This window comes from Winogradskyella pacifica (assembly GCF_013403915.1).
Classification (GTDB): Bacteria; Bacteroidota; Bacteroidia; order Flavobacteriales; family Flavobacteriaceae; genus Winogradskyella; species Winogradskyella pacifica.
Window position 1 is genome coordinate 1 of record NZ_JABFDI010000016.1, and the last position, 16,997, is coordinate 16,997.

At 33.0% G+C, this 16,997-nt stretch carries 14 protein-coding genes and 1 other RNA gene; 5 read left to right on the forward strand and 10 right to left on the reverse strand.

Going from position 1 to position 16,997, the window contains the following annotated elements:
* On the reverse strand, positions 1-1,250 hold a 1,250-nt coding region (locus tag HM984_RS13545), incomplete at its 3' end, for an HYR-like domain-containing protein (RefSeq protein WP_179349529.1).
* A gap of 738 nt (positions 1,251-1,988) precedes the next feature.
* Entirely contained in the window at positions 1,989-3,173 is a 1,185-nt protein-coding gene (locus HM984_RS13550) for a hypothetical protein (protein WP_218845054.1), read from the reverse strand.
* A 226-nt stretch (positions 3,174-3,399) separates the two neighbouring features.
* Between HM984_RS13550 and HM984_RS13555 the strand changes: the two genes are divergently transcribed.
* Positions 3,400-5,085: an RluA family pseudouridine synthase gene (locus tag HM984_RS13555; RefSeq protein WP_179349530.1), complete on the forward strand. Its 1,686-nt coding sequence runs from the start codon at positions 3,400-3,402 to the stop codon at positions 5,083-5,085.
* A gap of 88 nt (positions 5,086-5,173) precedes the next feature.
* Here HM984_RS13555 and fahA read toward each other — a convergent pair whose 3' ends face one another.
* Positions 5,174-6,466 carry a fumarylacetoacetase gene (gene fahA, locus HM984_RS13560; protein ID WP_115812061.1) on the reverse strand — a complete coding sequence of 431 codons (1,293 nt, stop codon included), beginning with the start codon at positions 6,464-6,466 and terminating at the stop codon, positions 5,174-5,176.
* 110 nt (positions 6,467-6,576) lie between these two features.
* Here fahA and glyA point away from each other — a divergent pair, with 110 nt between their 5' ends.
* On the forward strand, positions 6,577-7,851 hold the full coding sequence (gene glyA / locus HM984_RS13565; RefSeq protein ID WP_115811910.1) for a serine hydroxymethyltransferase: 1,275 nt from the start codon (positions 6,577-6,579) through the stop codon (positions 7,849-7,851).
* 78 nt (positions 7,852-7,929) lie between these two features.
* On the opposite strand, the gene HM984_RS13570 is transcribed toward glyA, so the two are convergent.
* From HM984_RS13570 to HM984_RS13595, 6 genes are all read right to left on the reverse strand, one after another.
* Positions 7,930-8,559: a hypothetical protein gene (locus tag HM984_RS13570; RefSeq protein WP_115811908.1), complete on the reverse strand. Its 630-nt coding sequence runs from the start codon at positions 8,557-8,559 to the stop codon at positions 7,930-7,932.
* 81 nt (positions 8,560-8,640) lie between these two features.
* Positions 8,641-9,564, reverse strand: a complete 924-nt coding sequence (locus HM984_RS13575) for an alpha/beta hydrolase (protein ID WP_179349531.1) — start codon at positions 9,562-9,564, stop codon at positions 8,641-8,643.
* A gap of 3 nt (positions 9,565-9,567) precedes the next feature.
* Positions 9,568-11,145, reverse strand: coding sequence for a right-handed parallel beta-helix repeat-containing protein (locus HM984_RS13580; protein ID WP_179349532.1), 1,578 nt, complete (start codon positions 11,143-11,145; stop codon positions 9,568-9,570).
* A 153-nt stretch (positions 11,146-11,298) separates the two neighbouring features.
* On the reverse strand, positions 11,299-12,072 hold the full coding sequence (locus HM984_RS13585; protein ID WP_179349533.1) for a carboxypeptidase-like regulatory domain-containing protein: 774 nt from the start codon (positions 12,070-12,072) through the stop codon (positions 11,299-11,301).
* 83 nt (positions 12,073-12,155) lie between these two features.
* On the reverse strand, positions 12,156-12,545 hold the full coding sequence (locus HM984_RS13590; RefSeq protein ID WP_179349534.1) for an acyl-CoA thioesterase: 390 nt from the start codon (positions 12,543-12,545) through the stop codon (positions 12,156-12,158).
* A 7-nt stretch (positions 12,546-12,552) separates the two neighbouring features.
* Positions 12,553-13,581 carry a glutaminyl-peptide cyclotransferase gene (locus tag HM984_RS13595; RefSeq protein ID WP_179349535.1) on the reverse strand — a complete coding sequence of 343 codons (1,029 nt, stop codon included), beginning with the start codon at positions 13,579-13,581 and terminating at the stop codon, positions 12,553-12,555.
* Positions 13,582-13,669: 88 nt separating this feature from the next.
* Between HM984_RS13595 and ffs the strand changes: the two genes are divergently transcribed.
* From ffs to fsa, 3 genes are all read left to right on the forward strand, one after another.
* Positions 13,670-13,768: signal recognition particle sRNA small type (gene ffs / locus HM984_RS13600), an RNA gene on the forward strand.
* 143 nt (positions 13,769-13,911) lie between these two features.
* Entirely contained in the window at positions 13,912-14,715 is an 804-nt protein-coding gene (locus HM984_RS13605; RefSeq protein ID WP_179349536.1) for an SDR family oxidoreductase, read from the forward strand.
* A gap of 74 nt (positions 14,716-14,789) precedes the next feature.
* Positions 14,790-15,443, forward strand: coding sequence for a fructose-6-phosphate aldolase (gene fsa / locus HM984_RS13610; RefSeq protein WP_115811896.1), 654 nt, complete (start codon positions 14,790-14,792; stop codon positions 15,441-15,443).
* Between the two features lie 19 nt (positions 15,444-15,462).
* Here fsa and HM984_RS13615 read toward each other — a convergent pair whose 3' ends face one another.
* Positions 15,463-16,923, reverse strand: a complete 1,461-nt coding sequence (locus HM984_RS13615) for a TlpA family protein disulfide reductase (protein WP_179349537.1) — start codon at positions 16,921-16,923, stop codon at positions 15,463-15,465.
* Between the last annotated feature and the right edge of the window lie 74 nt (positions 16,924-16,997).

The following is a 16,997-nucleotide window of genomic DNA, read 5'->3' on the forward strand; positions in this document are numbered from 1 at the left end:
TTATCAAGGATAACAATATCTTGGTATACATTAATAGAATTACCATTAGTGTCAGTTACAGAATAGGTTCTAGTAATGGTTCCGTTATTAATAGCAGGATCTGCAGTTTGATTAACAAAAGACACAGTCGGAGTACCACAGTTATCAGCTTCATCGTTTACCACAGTAATATCAGCAGCAGGCACATCACCTAAACATTGCACATTAATATCTGCAGGATTAGATGCTGTTGGGTCTGTATTATCAAGAATAGCAATATCTTGGTATACATTAATAGAATTACCATTAGTGTCAGTTACAGAATAGGTTCTAGTAATCGTTCCGTTATTAATAGCAGGATCTGCCGTTTGACTCACAAAAGCAACTGATGGTGTTCCACAGTTATCGGCTTCATCCGTCACTACAGTAATATCAGCAGCAGGCACATCACCTAAACATTGCACGTTAATATCTGCAGGATTAGACGCTGTTGGGTCTGTATTATCAAGGATAACAATATCTTGGTATACATTAATAGAATTACCACTAGTGTCAGTTACCGAATAGGTTCTGGTAATCGTTCCGTTATTGATAGCAGGATCTGCCGTTTGACTCACAAAAGCAACTGATGGTGTTCCACAGTTATCGGCTTCATCCGTCACTACAGTAATATCAGCAGCAGGCACATCACCTAAACATTGCACATTTATATCTGCAGGATTAGAAGCTGTAGGTTTTTCATTATCTACAACTGTTATTGTAAAAGTACAAATACTCCCAGTAGGAGTATGTCCTGAGTCATGCTCTTCAAATGTAATGATTGTAACTCCAATAGGAAAAGTAGCGCCCGAAGGCAGTCCTGTAGTTCTATGTGCGTGCTGTGAACCAATATTAGAGGTAGGACTAGTATAAGTCACTACAGCACCGCAAGTACCAGGGGCTACATTTATAGAGAATGAGGACGTACAATCTGTAAGAGCGAATATGCTTGATGTGCTATGATTAATTTCTAGTTGTAATGGTTCATTCCTTTTTAAAGTACTTACTAGATAACTTTCGTCAACACCAAAATACCCTGCGCTAGCAAATAAATCGTTATGAGTAGATTCTTCTTTAATTCGTAAAGTTTCATTCGACGTAGCTAGATTATCCGTTTTCCAAGTTGTCATAAACTCGGTTTGCGCATTTAAGCTCAGCGAAAAACTAAAAATAAAAAGCAACAAAGCTAAAGACGTAACATGAGTTAAAACCTTTAAGTAATGATTTTTCATAACAACAATATTTAGTGTTTAAAAAACAAAACATTATTAGGGAGTAATGTTTAGCTCGTTATTTTATAAAGTAAAATAATTATTTCGCTAAGAGGGATGAGCAAATATAGATTTTATATTCAAATCCTCAAATAAAATAATCGATAAAGTGTAATTAAAATACGGTAAAGCGCATTATAATGTAGTGTTAAGTCATGAGTAAGTCATAACAAAATCACGTCATTACTAAGTTTTACTAGTGGTGTAACTCTTTGTTATTGTTTATTCTAGCTATAAAATACGATAATTGTTTTTATATAAAAATTATGCTTTTTAGGTTTTTATTCTTAAAAGACATCGTTTTTCATAAGGTTAAACTGTTCTGTCTTTTAAAACCATCAAATATTTAAAGCATTTTAGTTATCGTTTGCTATAGCAGTGTTTGTTCTTAATTTACTACAATACACATCGTGTAAAAGTTTAATAATTAGACTTTTATTTTACAATTGCTATTAACTATCTAGGGATAAACAAATATAAATTTAAAAATTGTTTAGACTTCTATAAAATCGTTAACAGGTAAAAATCTTCTTTAAACGAAATCCTTGAAATTAAGTTGTTTATAAAGTATTGGAGGATTGAATTGTAAACCTAGAGGCTTTCAATTTTATAGAATTTTGGAAGTAAAGTATAAAAAAACTCTCATAGCAAGCATTCATTTGCTTGTATGAGAGTTTTATTTTGAACTAGAAAAAGGTGTTAACTTCTCCTAACACTATAAGAACTAATTATATTTTTTAGTTTTAATTTAAGATCTTCTCCTGTATCATACACCATCTGTTCATCACTTGGAAACAGAACTTGTCTTTGTAATATAAGGTTTCTATCATTATTCTTTAATGCGCGTTTATCACCTTCGAAGGTTCCAAAAATATTTTCAAAAATATAGCCACTATCTATTGTAAATGTATCAATAATTTGGTTTTGTTTTAAATCTGTATAAACCACATCAGCAATAACTTGAGCTGATTTAGTTTGTACAACTTCAAAAAGGCGCGCTTTTACGTTTATAATTTTATCAACCTTTATATCATTACCAAGACTATCTTTTTTTACATTTCCGGCTCTGTCTAGATCATATTTCCAACCGTCTACAATATTTTGTTCTCTTAACACTTGACGTTCGTTAATACGTTCTGGCGATACATTTATTTGCTTTAATTGTAATTGCATCGCAAAATCATAATTAATAGCTTTATCTGTATTAGCATGATAGGTTGTCCAGAATTGATTTAAGCCATAAGTATTAAAATCTAATAATTCAGCTTCTAATTGTTGCGGAATAATTTGTTGCGTGTGGTTTTGAATAGAAACATATATATAATCCATTCCTTTTTGATGCGCTTCAGTAATTAAGCTTCTGTTTTCTTCAAAATTGGGATTGATACGTTCTATATAACTAAAGATATCATGTGCTTCTCTTGCATTATACTTATCATTAGAATCTAAAAGCGCTATGCCTTGATTAATTAAATAATCAGAAGTTTTATATCTGTAATCAATAAGTTTTGTATTGTAATCCTTAAACTTAAAATTTACAGTTTTACCATCTATTTGTAAAGGCATAACACGTTTAATAGCAGCTTGCCTAGCTTCTAAATCCGAATAGATTTCATAAATGGTTTTATATTGCTCAGGATTACCATCTTTTTTAAAATGTTTAATAGTCTGTAAATCCTGCTCTAAAACTTTATTGTAGGCATCCTCGAGCATCACAATATAATCTTGTTTGCTTTTTTTATCTTTATTGTTTTCTAATTTTTCTAAAGCGTCAGAAATAGCCTGATCATAATTTCCTTGGCTAATGGCGCTTTCAATTTGTTTTTTGGCACTACAAGATACGAGTACCGTAACAAGGACTAATAAGAGTAAAAATTTTTTCATAATCTTGTGTTTTTTGTGGTTATAAATCTGTAATTCCAATTATAATGCCAAAGTAAAAAAACTTTTGAGACTTAGAATGATTTTTATCTAGAAAGCTTTTAAGATAAATTAATGAACAGAAAGGCTTTTGCAATGCAACTACACCTCTTTACAAATCCAAAAAAAATTAGAATCTTGCGGATTGACATTAAAGATTTTTGTTTCTTTACAAATCAATAAAAGACCCATGTTTCATAAAGAAAACGGATGTTTTCATACTCTAGAATCTCATTTTTCGGAAGCACTTCCTAAACAATTTACCTTTCCGTTTTATTACACTCCACATTCACTTTGTATTGCTGCGGCAGATGAGGTTAAAGCGTATCTAAGTTTTCAAACAGATTTTGAACACAATTTTGGTCTAGTCGACGGCAAGAAAGGTTTAAGTATCGGTAAGATGTTTGGTGTTATGATTGTTGAAACTGAGAAAGGGCAACTAGGTTATATCACTGCATTCTCAGGGAAATTAGCAAAAAGTAATCATATTGAAGGATTTATACCACCGGTTTATGATACATTGAATAACGATGGTTTTTACAAGAAAAATGAAACACATGTAAATAACTTGACTGCTAAAATTGAAAGGTTAGAACAAAATCTGGAATTAGAAAAAGCCCAATTAGATTTAGAACAGAAAAAATTTGAAACCACCCAAAAACTTGAAGATTTTAAAACGAAAGCAAAAGTTGAAAAGCAATTCAGAAGACAGCGTAGGGTAGAGGCAGAGCATAAACTTTCTAATTTAGAAAAGGAAGTGTTTTTTGAAAAACTGAAGCAAGAAAGCATTCAGAATAATATTGATTTAAAATACTTAAAGTTAAGCATAGAAGCAGACGTAATTAAGGCAGAGGAACGTTTAGCCGAGTTAATTCAACCAATTGAAAATTTAAAATTAGAACGGAAAACACTTTCAGCGCGTTTACAAAAGCAAATTCACGAGCAATATAAATTCTTAAATGCTAAGGGTGAAACGAAAGATTTAATTACCATTTTTAATGCTACAGATCTAGGTAAACCACCTGTTGCAGCAGGAGAGTGTGCTGCACCTAAATTGTTTCAGTATGCCTACGAACATAATTTGAAGCCTATCGCTATGGCGGAATTTTATTGGGGAATTTCTCCAACAGCAGAAGTTAGAAAGCATGGACAATTTTACCCCTCTTGTCGTAGTCGGTGCGAACCCATTTTAGGTCATATGATGCAAGGTTTAGATGTTGAACCTAATCCTATAGAATCTGCTGGTAAGTTTGATGGAGACCTAGAGATTATTTACGAAGACGATTTTCTATTAGTTCTTAACAAACCACATGAGTTTTTATCAGTTCCAGGAAAAACGATTAAAGATTCCGTTTTAACACGAATGCAAACGTATTTACCAAATGCAACAGGCCCTTTATTACTACATCGTTTAGATATGTCTACTTCTGGATTATTACTAGTAGCTAAAAATGAACGAACGCACAAAAAACTTCAGAAACAGTTTATTAATCGCACCATAAAAAAGCGATATGTTGCGGTGTTAGATGGCACTTTAGAAACAACAAAAGGGACAATCGATTTACCTCTAAGAGTAGATTTAAATAACAGGCCAAGACAATTAGTTTGTTATGAACACGGTAAAAAAGCTACCACGACTTATGAGATTGTTGAGGTTACCGATCATAAAACCAGAATTCATTTTTATCCGATTTCAGGAAGAACACATCAATTACGGGTGCATGCAGCGCATCATAAAGGGTTAAATATGCCCATAATTGGTGATGATTTATATGGGATGCCTTCTAATCGATTACATCTTCATGCCGAAACATTAAGTTTTGAGCATCCTGTGAAACGCGAATGGGTAAGTTTTAGTTGTGAAGCTCCTTTTTAGAGTCAGTTTAAAGTGTTCAATTTAAAGCAAAAAAAGAAGACTAAAGCAATTCAACTTTAGTCTTCTTTTAATATAAATAAATGTATAATTACTTCTTTTTCTTCGGGTTAAAAATAGGTAATAACTGTGTTTTTACAGAACCAAAACCTATTCGTGTACCATCATTTTCACAGTAACCTCTCATAATTACAGTATCGTAATCATTAATAAATTTACGTTCTGTGCCATCTTTCATTTTTAAAGGTTTGCTACCTTTCCAAGACAATTCTAACATAGATCCATAAGAATCTGGTGTTGGTCCAGAAATGGTCCCACTTCCCATAACATCACCTGAATTAATAGGACAACCATTAACTGTATGATGTGCTAATTGCTGAGCCATATTCCAATACATATACTTGAAATTAGATTTACTAACCACGGCTTCTTTCGCACCTTTGGGCTGAATACCCACTTCTAAATTAATATCAAAACTCTTTTTTCCTTTAGTTTGTAAATAGTCTAAAGGTTTAGGGTTTTGCTTAGGGCTTTCTGTTCTAAACGGTTCTAAAGCATCTAAAGTCACAATCCATGGAGACATTGATGATGCAAAACTTTTTCCTAAAAATGGTCCTAATGGTACGTATTCCCACTTCTGAATATCTCTTGCAGACCAATCATTAAATAATACTAAGCCAAAGATATACTCTTCAGTTTCTTCAATAGGAATAGGTTCGCCTAAATCATTAGCGTCTGTTGTAATAAAAGCCATTTCCAGTTCAAAATCTACTAATTTTGATGGACCAAAAACAGGTTTTTCAGCACCTTCTGGTAAGGTTTGTCCTTGTGGACGATGAATCGGAATTCCCGAAGGAATAATCGAAGAGCTACGTCCATGATACCCAACTGGCATATGTACCCAATTTGGCAATAATGCATTGTCAGGATCTCTAAACATGGTACCAACATTTGTAGCATGCTCCTTGCTAGCGTAGAAATCGGTGTAATCACCAACATGTATTGGTAACTGCATTTCAATTTCATCTAAACGAAACAATATCGTTTCTTTATGTGGATTGTTATTTTTTAAGGTCTCATTTTCAGCATCAAAAATCTGAGCGATTCTGTTTCTAACTAAACGCCAAGTTTTTCTACCATCTGCAATAAAATCGTTCAATGTATCTTGAAGAAAGATATCATCCGTTAACGGAATCCCTTCAAAATAACCCAATTGGTGTAAAGCACCAAGGTCAATCGCCGTATCACCAATTCGCGTTCCAATCGTTATAATGTCATCTCTAGTTAAGAAAACACCAAAAGGAATGTTCTGAATTGGAAAATCTGAGTTTTTACCGACATGTAGCCATGAGGTACGATCTGGATTGTTAGCTGATAATGGCATAGAGTTATTGTTGATTAATTGTTCATTAAATTCATTCAAACCTACATAATTTTTGATATTTAAACTAATGTATTCACTATTTTTGTATCGATTTAACAAACACATTATTTATGCAACGCGACGAACAAATATTTGAACTTATTAAAGCCGAAAGAGAACGCCAGATTGATGGCATAGAATTAATAGCATCAGAAAATTTTGTTAGCGACCAGGTGATGGAAGCTGCAGGTTCTGTATTGACTAATAAATATGCCGAAGGTTATCCTGGTAAACGCTACTATGGTGGTTGTGAGGTTGTTGATGAGGTTGAGCAGATTGCAATCGATCGCGCTAAAACTTTATTTGGTGCTGCATATGTTAATGTACAACCCCATTCTGGAAGTCAGGCAAACACTGCTGTATATCACGCGTGTTTAAGTCCTGGTGATACTATTTTAGGATTTGATTTGTCTCATGGTGGACATTTAACTCACGGATCTCCTGTTAATTTTTCGGGTAAATTATACCGTCCTACATTTTATGGTGTAAAGAAAGATACGGGACTTATTGATTACGATATGTTAGCTGATCAGGCGCAAAAAGAGAAACCTAAATTAATAATTGCTGGTGCTTCTGCCTATTCTCGTGATATGGATTTTGCGAAGTTTAGAGAAGTAGCGGATAGTGTTGGTGCTGTTTTACTAGCGGATATTTCACATCCTGCAGGATTAATTGCTAAAGGGATTTTAAATGATCCAATGCCGCATTGCCATGTGGTGACGACAACAACTCATAAAACTTTAAGAGGACCAAGAGGTGGTATGATTATGATGGGTGAAAATATTGATAACCCATTCGGAGTTACTTTAAAGAACGGTAAACTTCGTAAAATGTCTGGTTTATTAGACTCTGCTGTTTTTCCTGGAAATCAAGGTGGACCATTAGAACACATTATCGCTGCTAAAGCTATTGCTTTTGGTGAAGCCTTAACAGATGACTTTATGCATTATATGCTACAAGTAAAACATAATGCAGCTGCTATGGCTAAAGCATTTGTTGCTAAAGATTATAACTTAATTTCTGGTGGAACTGATAACCACATGATGTTAATTGATCTAAGAAATAAAAACATTACTGGTAAAGATGCTGAAAACGCTTTAGTAAAAGCAGACATTACCGTGAACAAAAATATGGTGCCTTTTGATACAGAATCTCCTTTTGTAACTTCAGGAATTAGAATAGGTACTGCCGCAGTAACCACTAGAGGTTTAAAAGAAAGCGATATGCCATACATTGTAGATTTAGTGGATGAAGCTCTTAAAAATCATGACAATGAAACGGTTTTAGCAGGTGTTGCTGAAAAAGTGAATACTTTAATGGGTGGACGTGCATTGTTTAATGCTTAAAAGATACAAGGCCTAGCAGGTCTGAATATATAATATTGAAAGCCTTTTAATTTAATTTGAAAGGCTTTTTTTTATGTATTATAATTTGGCAAATAGGTCATTTAAAGATTCAAAATCGCGACGTTTATAATTTGTGTTGTCTCTATTGTTGAGATAATTAATCACATCTTTCTTAGGGCTAGAAGACCAAAAGTTCCAAGTGTCTGTTATTATATTATTTTCTTCAATTATGATGCGTCCAGCTAAAGAGTTATCTAATAGTTCATTTGAAGAATCATAAACACGTACCAAGGATTCGTTTTGGAAGATTAATCTATATAGTCTGTCATCACTATTTAAATTTGTAAACTTGGTTTCTGTCTCGTTTTCATTCTCAGTACGTCTGAAAATAACGTCTTTAATTAAATCATTATCGATTGGGACGTAGTTGTTGTCGAGATTTAGAATGGTTATCAGCTTGTTTTGATACGGTTGGTTGATACTAATTTTGCCGTTATAAACGGTTTCGTCTTTTAAAATCAGTTGGCCTTCAAAAAAAGGGCTGTTAATATTTAGGGTCTCAGTGCAATCACAATTACAACTGCTGTTTACACTATTTAATAGCTGTAGACTTGCGTTCATAAGCTCTAAGTTTTGAGCTTTTAGATGCGATGAGCTAATGACTAAAAAGAAGAGGAATAAAACCGTTGGTATTTTTTTTGAAATCATGAGATCTATTTAAAGGGTTTATGTTGCATAAATCGCACAACAATTGTTCCATAATTTTGAAAAAAATATTGTTTGGAAGCTTTATTGTTTGTTAATAAATGCTAATACACGATTAAAATAGGCTTCTCCTCCAACTTTCCAAACATTAGAATGGTTTGCAGAATCAATTTCAATAAATTCCTTATTAGCACTTGGTATTTTTGAGAAATTAGCTTTAGCGTATTTTATATTGATACGCTCGTCTATATTACCATGTACTATAAGTATAGGTTGGTTAATGGTTTCACAATACTTAATAGGTGAAGCATCGTTTGAGTCAAAGGCTGCAATTTGTCCAGCTCTATTAACTAGGTAATTAGAAAACGGTGTATAGCTAAAACCAGCGTGTAGATCAAAATAATCATTAACTATAGTTCTAAATTCTGAAAATGCACTTTCAATTATTCCGAATTTAATACGTTGATCGTAGCCCATGGCTTGTAAACCAATGGCACCACCCAAGGATTGTCCCCAAACTCCAAAATGACTGAGATTTTCATGTTTGGATAAATAATCAATAAGGCTTGCAACATCTTTTTTCTCATGAACTCCAAAGGAACAAAAATCTCCTTCGCTTTTTCCGTGGGCTCGTGAATCTAAGGCAACAGCGTTAAATCCGTTTTCTGATAGAAAATCAATTACATTTTTGAATTGATCTTTATTAGAACGAATGCCGTGCAATAAAATCACGGTTCCTTTTGATGAGTCTAAACTAGAATAGGTTAATTGCGCGGATAATTTGAGACCATCAAATGAGTTAAAAGCGAATGCTTTTTGATTTAATTTTGACGCGTTATTTGAAGCTACATCGAAACTAACATTTTTGTTTCGTTTTATTAAGCCAACAACAGGATTCTTAATTTCAGAAATAAGTCGAGGTACAAAAAAATGTATGGCTAACAGTCCAAGAATTAGTGTAAAGGCAGTAACAATTTTTAAGAATTTTACATGTTTCTTGGTTAGCATAGATTAATCTTCATCAAATACCACACTCTGATAAGCACCAGCATCTGGAGCAACTGTTCTACTTACATTTAATATATCATTTGGAACTTGACTCGCGAATATAGAAAGTCCAATACCGTCTGCTGCAGAATCGGCTCCAATTCGCATTTTGTTACTAAATGGATCTTCAAAATCTGGATCTTGATTAAATAGATTGTTCTCGTAAAATGTTAGGTTTTCAAAATCGTAATTGCCTTGTCCATCAAGATTGTTATTATCAAATCTTAATAAGCAATTCGTAAATTTATAATTAAACACTTCACCTTCATTTTCTAGTAAAAACTCAGGATTGTCGTTACCATAAATGATACAGTTATTAAAGTTCGCTTCTACTAAATCATTGGTGAACACGGTGTTGTTTTCGTCAACGATAAAATCATTTAAGAGTAGGGCAGGGAATTGTCTAAAACTACTATTCCAGTAATTAGCAATGGTACAATGTGTAAAATTATATTTTCCGCCATAAGTGCCAGCAAAAGACGATTGACCAGCATTATTAATAACTAAATTTTCTGCTCGTATAGAAGTTGCTCTTCCTAATATTCCAAAACTACTTACATTATAGATTTGAGAATTGGTAATCGTTAATTTATCGTTTGTGGCATCTTGATTTCCTTCAGACAACACACCAATAGTCGCATTTTTTATAGTGGCGTAATTAATAGTATTGTTTTCACTGCCATTATACAACCAAATAGTTCCCCATTGCCCGGGAATATCTTCGTAAAGTGGTTCTAAACGATCACCTTCTAAAATTACTTCGTTTTCTAAAGTTTCCTGATCAGTACTTAATGCACCATTTATGTTTAATGAGCCATTATCTGTGACGATAATCCCAGAATCCGCATGAAAGTGCACACGTGCACCGGCTTCCATGGTTAAGGTTTTACCTGCACCAACCCCTGCATAACCATAAATAACATAAGGTTTTTCGTTGGTAAAAGTCAATTCTTCATCAGCGAGAAAACGGCCTTCTAGCGTGGTTTCGTCTGGTGTACCATCACCATCAACGTCAAAACTTAGGGTTTCAACAATACCTGTAATGTCATCTTTACTTGGATAGATGAAAACAGCGTCTTTAACTAAGGTAACCACGTCTACATCTTGTTGGTTATTTCCTGAATCGAAGAGGATTTTGTCGGTATATAAAAATTGATTTTCTAAACCACCTAAAGTTGAAATATCAATAGTGGTTTCAATAAAAATGAACAAACTATCCTTTGCTAATAATTCTACATCTTCAAAGAATTTACCTTCTTGTGTGCCTTCTAATCCTGTGGTGCCATCAATATTCATTCTGTATCGTGAATTCACTCCATTTTCGAATTGTATGGTCGGAATTACAATATCGTCATCACTGCGATTATAAACTTTAAGATTATATGTGCTAGAGCCAATATTGGTAAAAACGGTATCTAAATAAATGGTGTCTTTTGCAAATTCTAGTTGGCCTTTACTTGGAGTAAATTCAAAATCGTTACGACAAGAACTCCAAAATAGTAAAATTCCAAAACAAAGTAAAAATGATAGCAATCGCTTCATAAGTAATAAATATAATTAAGGCTTAAAAATATAACTTTTGAAGTTAGGATTTATTATAGATAAGTATAAATATGTAAAGATTGTCTTTCCTGCGAAAGCAAGAATCCACTTCTATAACATATGAGACTCCTGCCTTGTCAGCAAAGTGAGCGGTTAATTCTTATTTTGCTTAACGCTCTTATCACCATATTCATCTAATAGAATTAAGAATAACTGACTGCTAACGACCAACTCTTCTAAGAACAGCATTTTGTTTTCTTCTTTAAGCATTTCCGAACTTATTTGTTTAGCATCGCAATAATCAAAAAATAGATATTTCTTGTCTTCCGGAATCTTTAAATTATCAGTTAGTAATTGTGTATTAAAAAATGAACTCTCACTAAATAACGAATCCATTTGGGTATAAGTAATCGGTTGATAGGTTGGTGCATTGTATTTATCTTTCTTTTTTAGAAGATTAGCAACTAAGCCAATAATAGCAAAGAGATCTGGACCGTAAGTAGCCCCTGCAGGTTTGTATTTCTCAGGATGATTTTTTATGTCTTCCTGAATTATATTTTTAAGTTCCGTATTGTATGTTTCTTCTACAAAAACGGGTTGCTCAGGTTCTGCTTTGACTTCAACTTCATCGAGTTCTGTAAGTATTTCTTTAAGTTCAAAAACAGCTGTGCCATCAAAATGATACGCTTGCAAGGCAATAGTTTTTGGGTGATAGAATACGGACTCGATAGAAATGGTATCCGTCACTTTAGCTTCGAGGCTAAAATTACCGTTGTTATTTGTTACCGTAACTCGGTTCTGTGTTTTATTAAAGACTTTTACATTTTTAACGGTTCCGCTAGCATCATATACTTTTCCATTTAAAGTTTGGGCAAAGTGTATAAAAGGAAGACAAAATAAAAAGAATAGAATAGTAATTTTACGCATGCTTGATTTGATTGGTGCGTTAAAGTAAAGTCTTTAAGTTGAAAGGACTCTGCGTTTTAAAAAAACTTTAACCTAATAAAATGTTAATTGAAAAGTTCTCCGATTTCTGGTGGGATACGTGTAGGACGCTGTGTATGAGAATCCATCAGACACCATTTTGCTTTAGAGCTTACAATTAACTGTTGGTTTTTTATATTGGTGATTTCGACATGTCTAATGGTGCTGACACCTGCGACTTTTGGAACATACGTCTTTAATAAAAGTTGATCTCCAAGTAAAGCCGGACTTTTATACTCTATATAATGATTCACTAAAAACCATGAATAGGTTTCTAAAATATCTTTTGTAGCATAGGCGAGCCAATGATCTTTAGCGATATCTTGAACCCATTGCACATAGCGTACATTGTTTACATGGTTAAGATCATCTATATCGTCTTCAGTAACGGTAATGGTTTTTTCGAATACGTGCACAGTGCTATTATTGTTTCATTATTTTAACCTCAAAAAGCTTGTCCCAGTTTTTTCCTGTTACAAAAATAGTTTGGCGTTCTGGGTGGTAAGCAATACCGTTTAAAACATCTAATTCAGGATGTTGTGTTACTAGTTTTCTTAGAGGTTTAAAATCTATAACACCTTCTACACCTCCTGTTTTTGGGTTAATGATAACCACACCGTTACGTTGGTAAATATTGGCGAAAATCTTACCTTCAATCCATTCCATTTCATTTAAATTCGCGATGACACCTTTTTCAGTATAAACTTCAATATGGCCTTTTTCGCTAAGATCATCAGGATTTAAAAAATAGATTTTCTCTGTACCGTCAGACTTATAAAGAATTTTGCCGTCATTACAAATGCCCCAACCTTCTTTACTAGTTTCGTAATTGAATGTTTTTATCTTTTCAAAAGTATTTACATTGTACACAAAACCTACTTGGGCTTGCCATGTTAATTGATAGATGTTATCATTTAAAATGGTTAAACCTTCTCCAAAATATTTATCTTCTAAATTAATATTTTTTAAGACTTCTCCAGTTTCAAAATTTACTTTTCTAAGTTTTGATTCTTTTCGCTGCCCCGTACTTTCATATAACTCACCATTGTAGAATTCTAAACCTTGCGTATAAGATGTAATATCGTGAGGGTATGTGTTTATAACTTCATACTTGTAGTAAGAAGGAATGATGTTATTAAAAATTTGAACGGATTTAGTAATCGTTTCCGTTTTGTCTTCAAAATTAACTATTGCGGTGATTTCTTTTTTACCTAAAGTAATCTGGTCTAAAACACCATTACTTTCAATCGGTTTACCATTTAGCTGATAACTAACGTTAGTGATCTCTAAATTCTTCGGATTATCTATTGAAAGCTTCAAGGTATCACCAAGCATTAAAGATTTCACCGATGTATTTATCGATAAACTAGAAATTTTTGACGCATTTGTTTCACCACAATTGGATAAAATTAAACTTAAAGATAAGAGAATGAAATATTTAGAAATGTGCATAACGTTGGTTTGAATTTTTAGCAAGTTATTAAATAAAATTCAGTTTAAAAATCATTGCGTAAGTATTAAAAGATTGTATCTTTGCACCTGGCAAGTCCTACACAACCAGCTCCTGTTGAATCCTCCAGGGCGGGAACGCAGCAAAGGTAAATGGTCGTAGCGGTGTGATGTAGGTAGCTTGCCTTTTTTTGTACCCTAAACTCAAATCTTGAACGCTTCGGCGAATCGAGATTTTTTCAGTTTATATAGGTTCTCATCTCAATTAGCTTCATATAATATATTTGCTAATTTCAGAATTTGTATTTTCGATATTATAATTAAAAAAATAGTATGTCTAAAGTTGTATTAATAACAGGTGGTTCTTCAGGAATAGGAAAATCTGTTGGTGAATTTCTTCAAACCAAAGGATTTAAAGTTTATGGCACAAGCAGGAATCCTGATAGGTATCCGAATAGTAAATTTCCTATTGTAGCTTTAGATGTTACAAAGCCTGAAACGATTTCTAATTGTGTTGCAGAAATCCTAACTCACGAATCTCGAATTGATGTACTTTTAAATAATGCAGGTGCAGGAATTACAGGGCCAATAGAAGAGATTCCTGATGTAGAAATTAAGCGCAATTTTGAAACTAATTTATTTGGCCCCATAAATATGATTAAGGCTGTTTTGCCAACGATGAGAGCGCAAAATTCTGGTTTAATTATTAATGTGACCTCAATTGCTGGTTATATGGGTTTACCATATAGAGGTGTGTATAGTGCAAGTAAAGGAGCGTTGGAGTTAATAACTGAAGCCTTTAGAATGGAATTAAAAGGGTTTCATATTAACATGACTAATGTGGCTCCTGGTGATTTTGCCACCAATATAGCTGCTGGTCGTTATCATGCGCCTGCTTTAGAAGATTCTCCTTATAAAGCAACGTACGGAAAAACTTTAAGTATGATGGACGAGCATGTGGATGGTGGTAGTGATCCGAAACAAATGGCAGAAGCGATTTATAAAATCATTCAGACTAAAAATCCGAAAATCCATTATAAGGTCGGAGCTTTTATGCAGAAATTCTCAATTGTTTTAAAACGTATTCTTCCAGATTCAGCTTACGAGAAATTGTTAATGAATCATTATAAATTATAGAAAGCAAATTGTATTGGTAGGCTTAAAATCGTAAATTTACGGCAACTAAAACACAACAACTTAAAATAAGTTTTATGAAATTTTTTATCGATACAGCAAACCTAGAGCAGATTAAAGACGCTCAAGATATGGGTATTTTAGATGGTGTTACAACAAACCCATCATTAATGGCTAAAGAAGGCATTACAGGAACAGATAATATAATGAAGCATTATGTGGATATCTGTAACATTGTAGAAGGTGATGTTTCTGCAGAAGTTATTTCTACAGATTTTGATGGCATGGTGAGAGAAGGTGAGGCCTTAGCAGAATTACACGATCAGATTGTGGTAAAATTACCAATGATTAAAGATGGTATTAAAGCGTGTAAGTATTTTTCGGATAGAGGAATTAAAACAAACGTAACCTTAGTATTCTCTCCTGGTCAGGCATTATTAGCGGCTAAAGCAGGTGCAACATATGTATCTCCTTTTATTGGTCGTTTAGATGATATCTCTACAGATGGTTTAAACCTTATCGCTGAGATTCGTCATATCTATGATAACTATTCTTTTGAAACACAAATATTAGCAGCTTCTGTACGTCATACAATGCACGTTATAGATTGCGCTAAATTAGGTGCAGATGTTATGACAGGACCGTTAAGTTCTATCACCGGATTACTTAGACATCCACTAACAGATAGTGGTTTAGAAAAGTTCTTAGCAGATTATAAAAAAGGAAATTAAATAAATTTCAACAACAGTTTTAAAGAGCATCTTGTTTTACAATAAGGTGCTTTTGTTGTAATAACTCCTCAAGGGTTTCGTTAAACTTAGAATTGAAGATGTTAGCATTAGGATGTAAAATGATGCCATTTTCATCAACAATAATAGACTTATTCAAATAGTTAACCGCTAGAGTTTTACGTGCTTCTTTTGAGTTTTTAAACTTAAATTCATTTATAGTAGGGAAGTTATAGTTCTCAATAATATTCTTCCAAAACTTATCATTATTGTCATTTACATTAATTGAAATAAAATCCATCTGAGGAAAATTTATTTTCAACTTATCTACCATGTAGTGACTATTTTTATATTGCGATTTAGAATTAGAAGACCAGAAATATATAATCGTAGGTTTTGTAATAATCGAATTTATAAAATGTTCTGTGTCATTATAATTTACAATAGAGATGTTAGGCAACGGATTACCTTGACGTAATAATTTTAATGAAGATACTAAATCATTCATGTATAATTTATCCTCCTCGTTAGTGCTTTTTTCTAAGTAATAATTGAGCACTTCATTGGCTTCATCTTCGGTGTGATTATAGCTGATATATTCTCGTGCTTTATATTTTAATAAATTATTTTTAATAATTGGATCTGAAATAATACTGTCGATTAAGTCTAGTTTAGATTTATTGTAGCCCATCGCATGTCTATTAAACTTGCTGTGGTAAGCATTATTCTTATAATAATTATGAATGGCTAGATTGTCTATATGAGAAAATAAGAATCGGTTATAAGCAAAAAACCGACTTAAATGTGTGGCATTATAATCGATATCTTTTCTGTGTCCGAAAAAACCTTCAGGTAGATCCTTTATATGGATTAACTTATTGTTGCCAAAATAGGCGAAAGGATAAATTTCTTTATCAGCATAAGCATTGTAGTTAATGTTGGCTTCTATAATAGATTTGAAAAATTCTGATTCTTCATTATGAGTTAAAAATTGGTGAAACTCATTTAATTGCGTTTGTCGTCTGTTTTCAACAAATTCATTAAAAATTTCAGGTTCCATCTTAGAATATTTCACTAACTGTTTTGCTTCTTTCTCATTAGATAAATAGGTCTTAAGAAGGTAGTTGTTCTTTTTGGCACCGTTTCCTGTAAATACTAAAGACTCGTCAAAATCATAAGTATTTAGTCTAAACATAATACTATCATTAGGCTCTAACAATAACATTTGGTATTCACCACCATGTGTTAAAGAGTATAAACCTGGATGAAGATTATCTATTTTAAAAATAAATCGATTATTAGCATCTAAAGTAATAGAATCTAAAACCTGCCCGTTAGTATTATAGAGTATAACACTATTGTTTTTAGGATTGATAATTTCGCCACCTAAATACGCAGAGTCACTAGTGTTTCCTCCTTTGAATTGACATCCAAAAACAGTTGATAACAAGGCAACAGTAAGAACTATACGAAGAGTTAGCATGGAAAATTTATAAAAGTTAGAAAACAAAAATATAAGATGCATTACGCAACTGCTGTTAATACCTCGTTAAATCT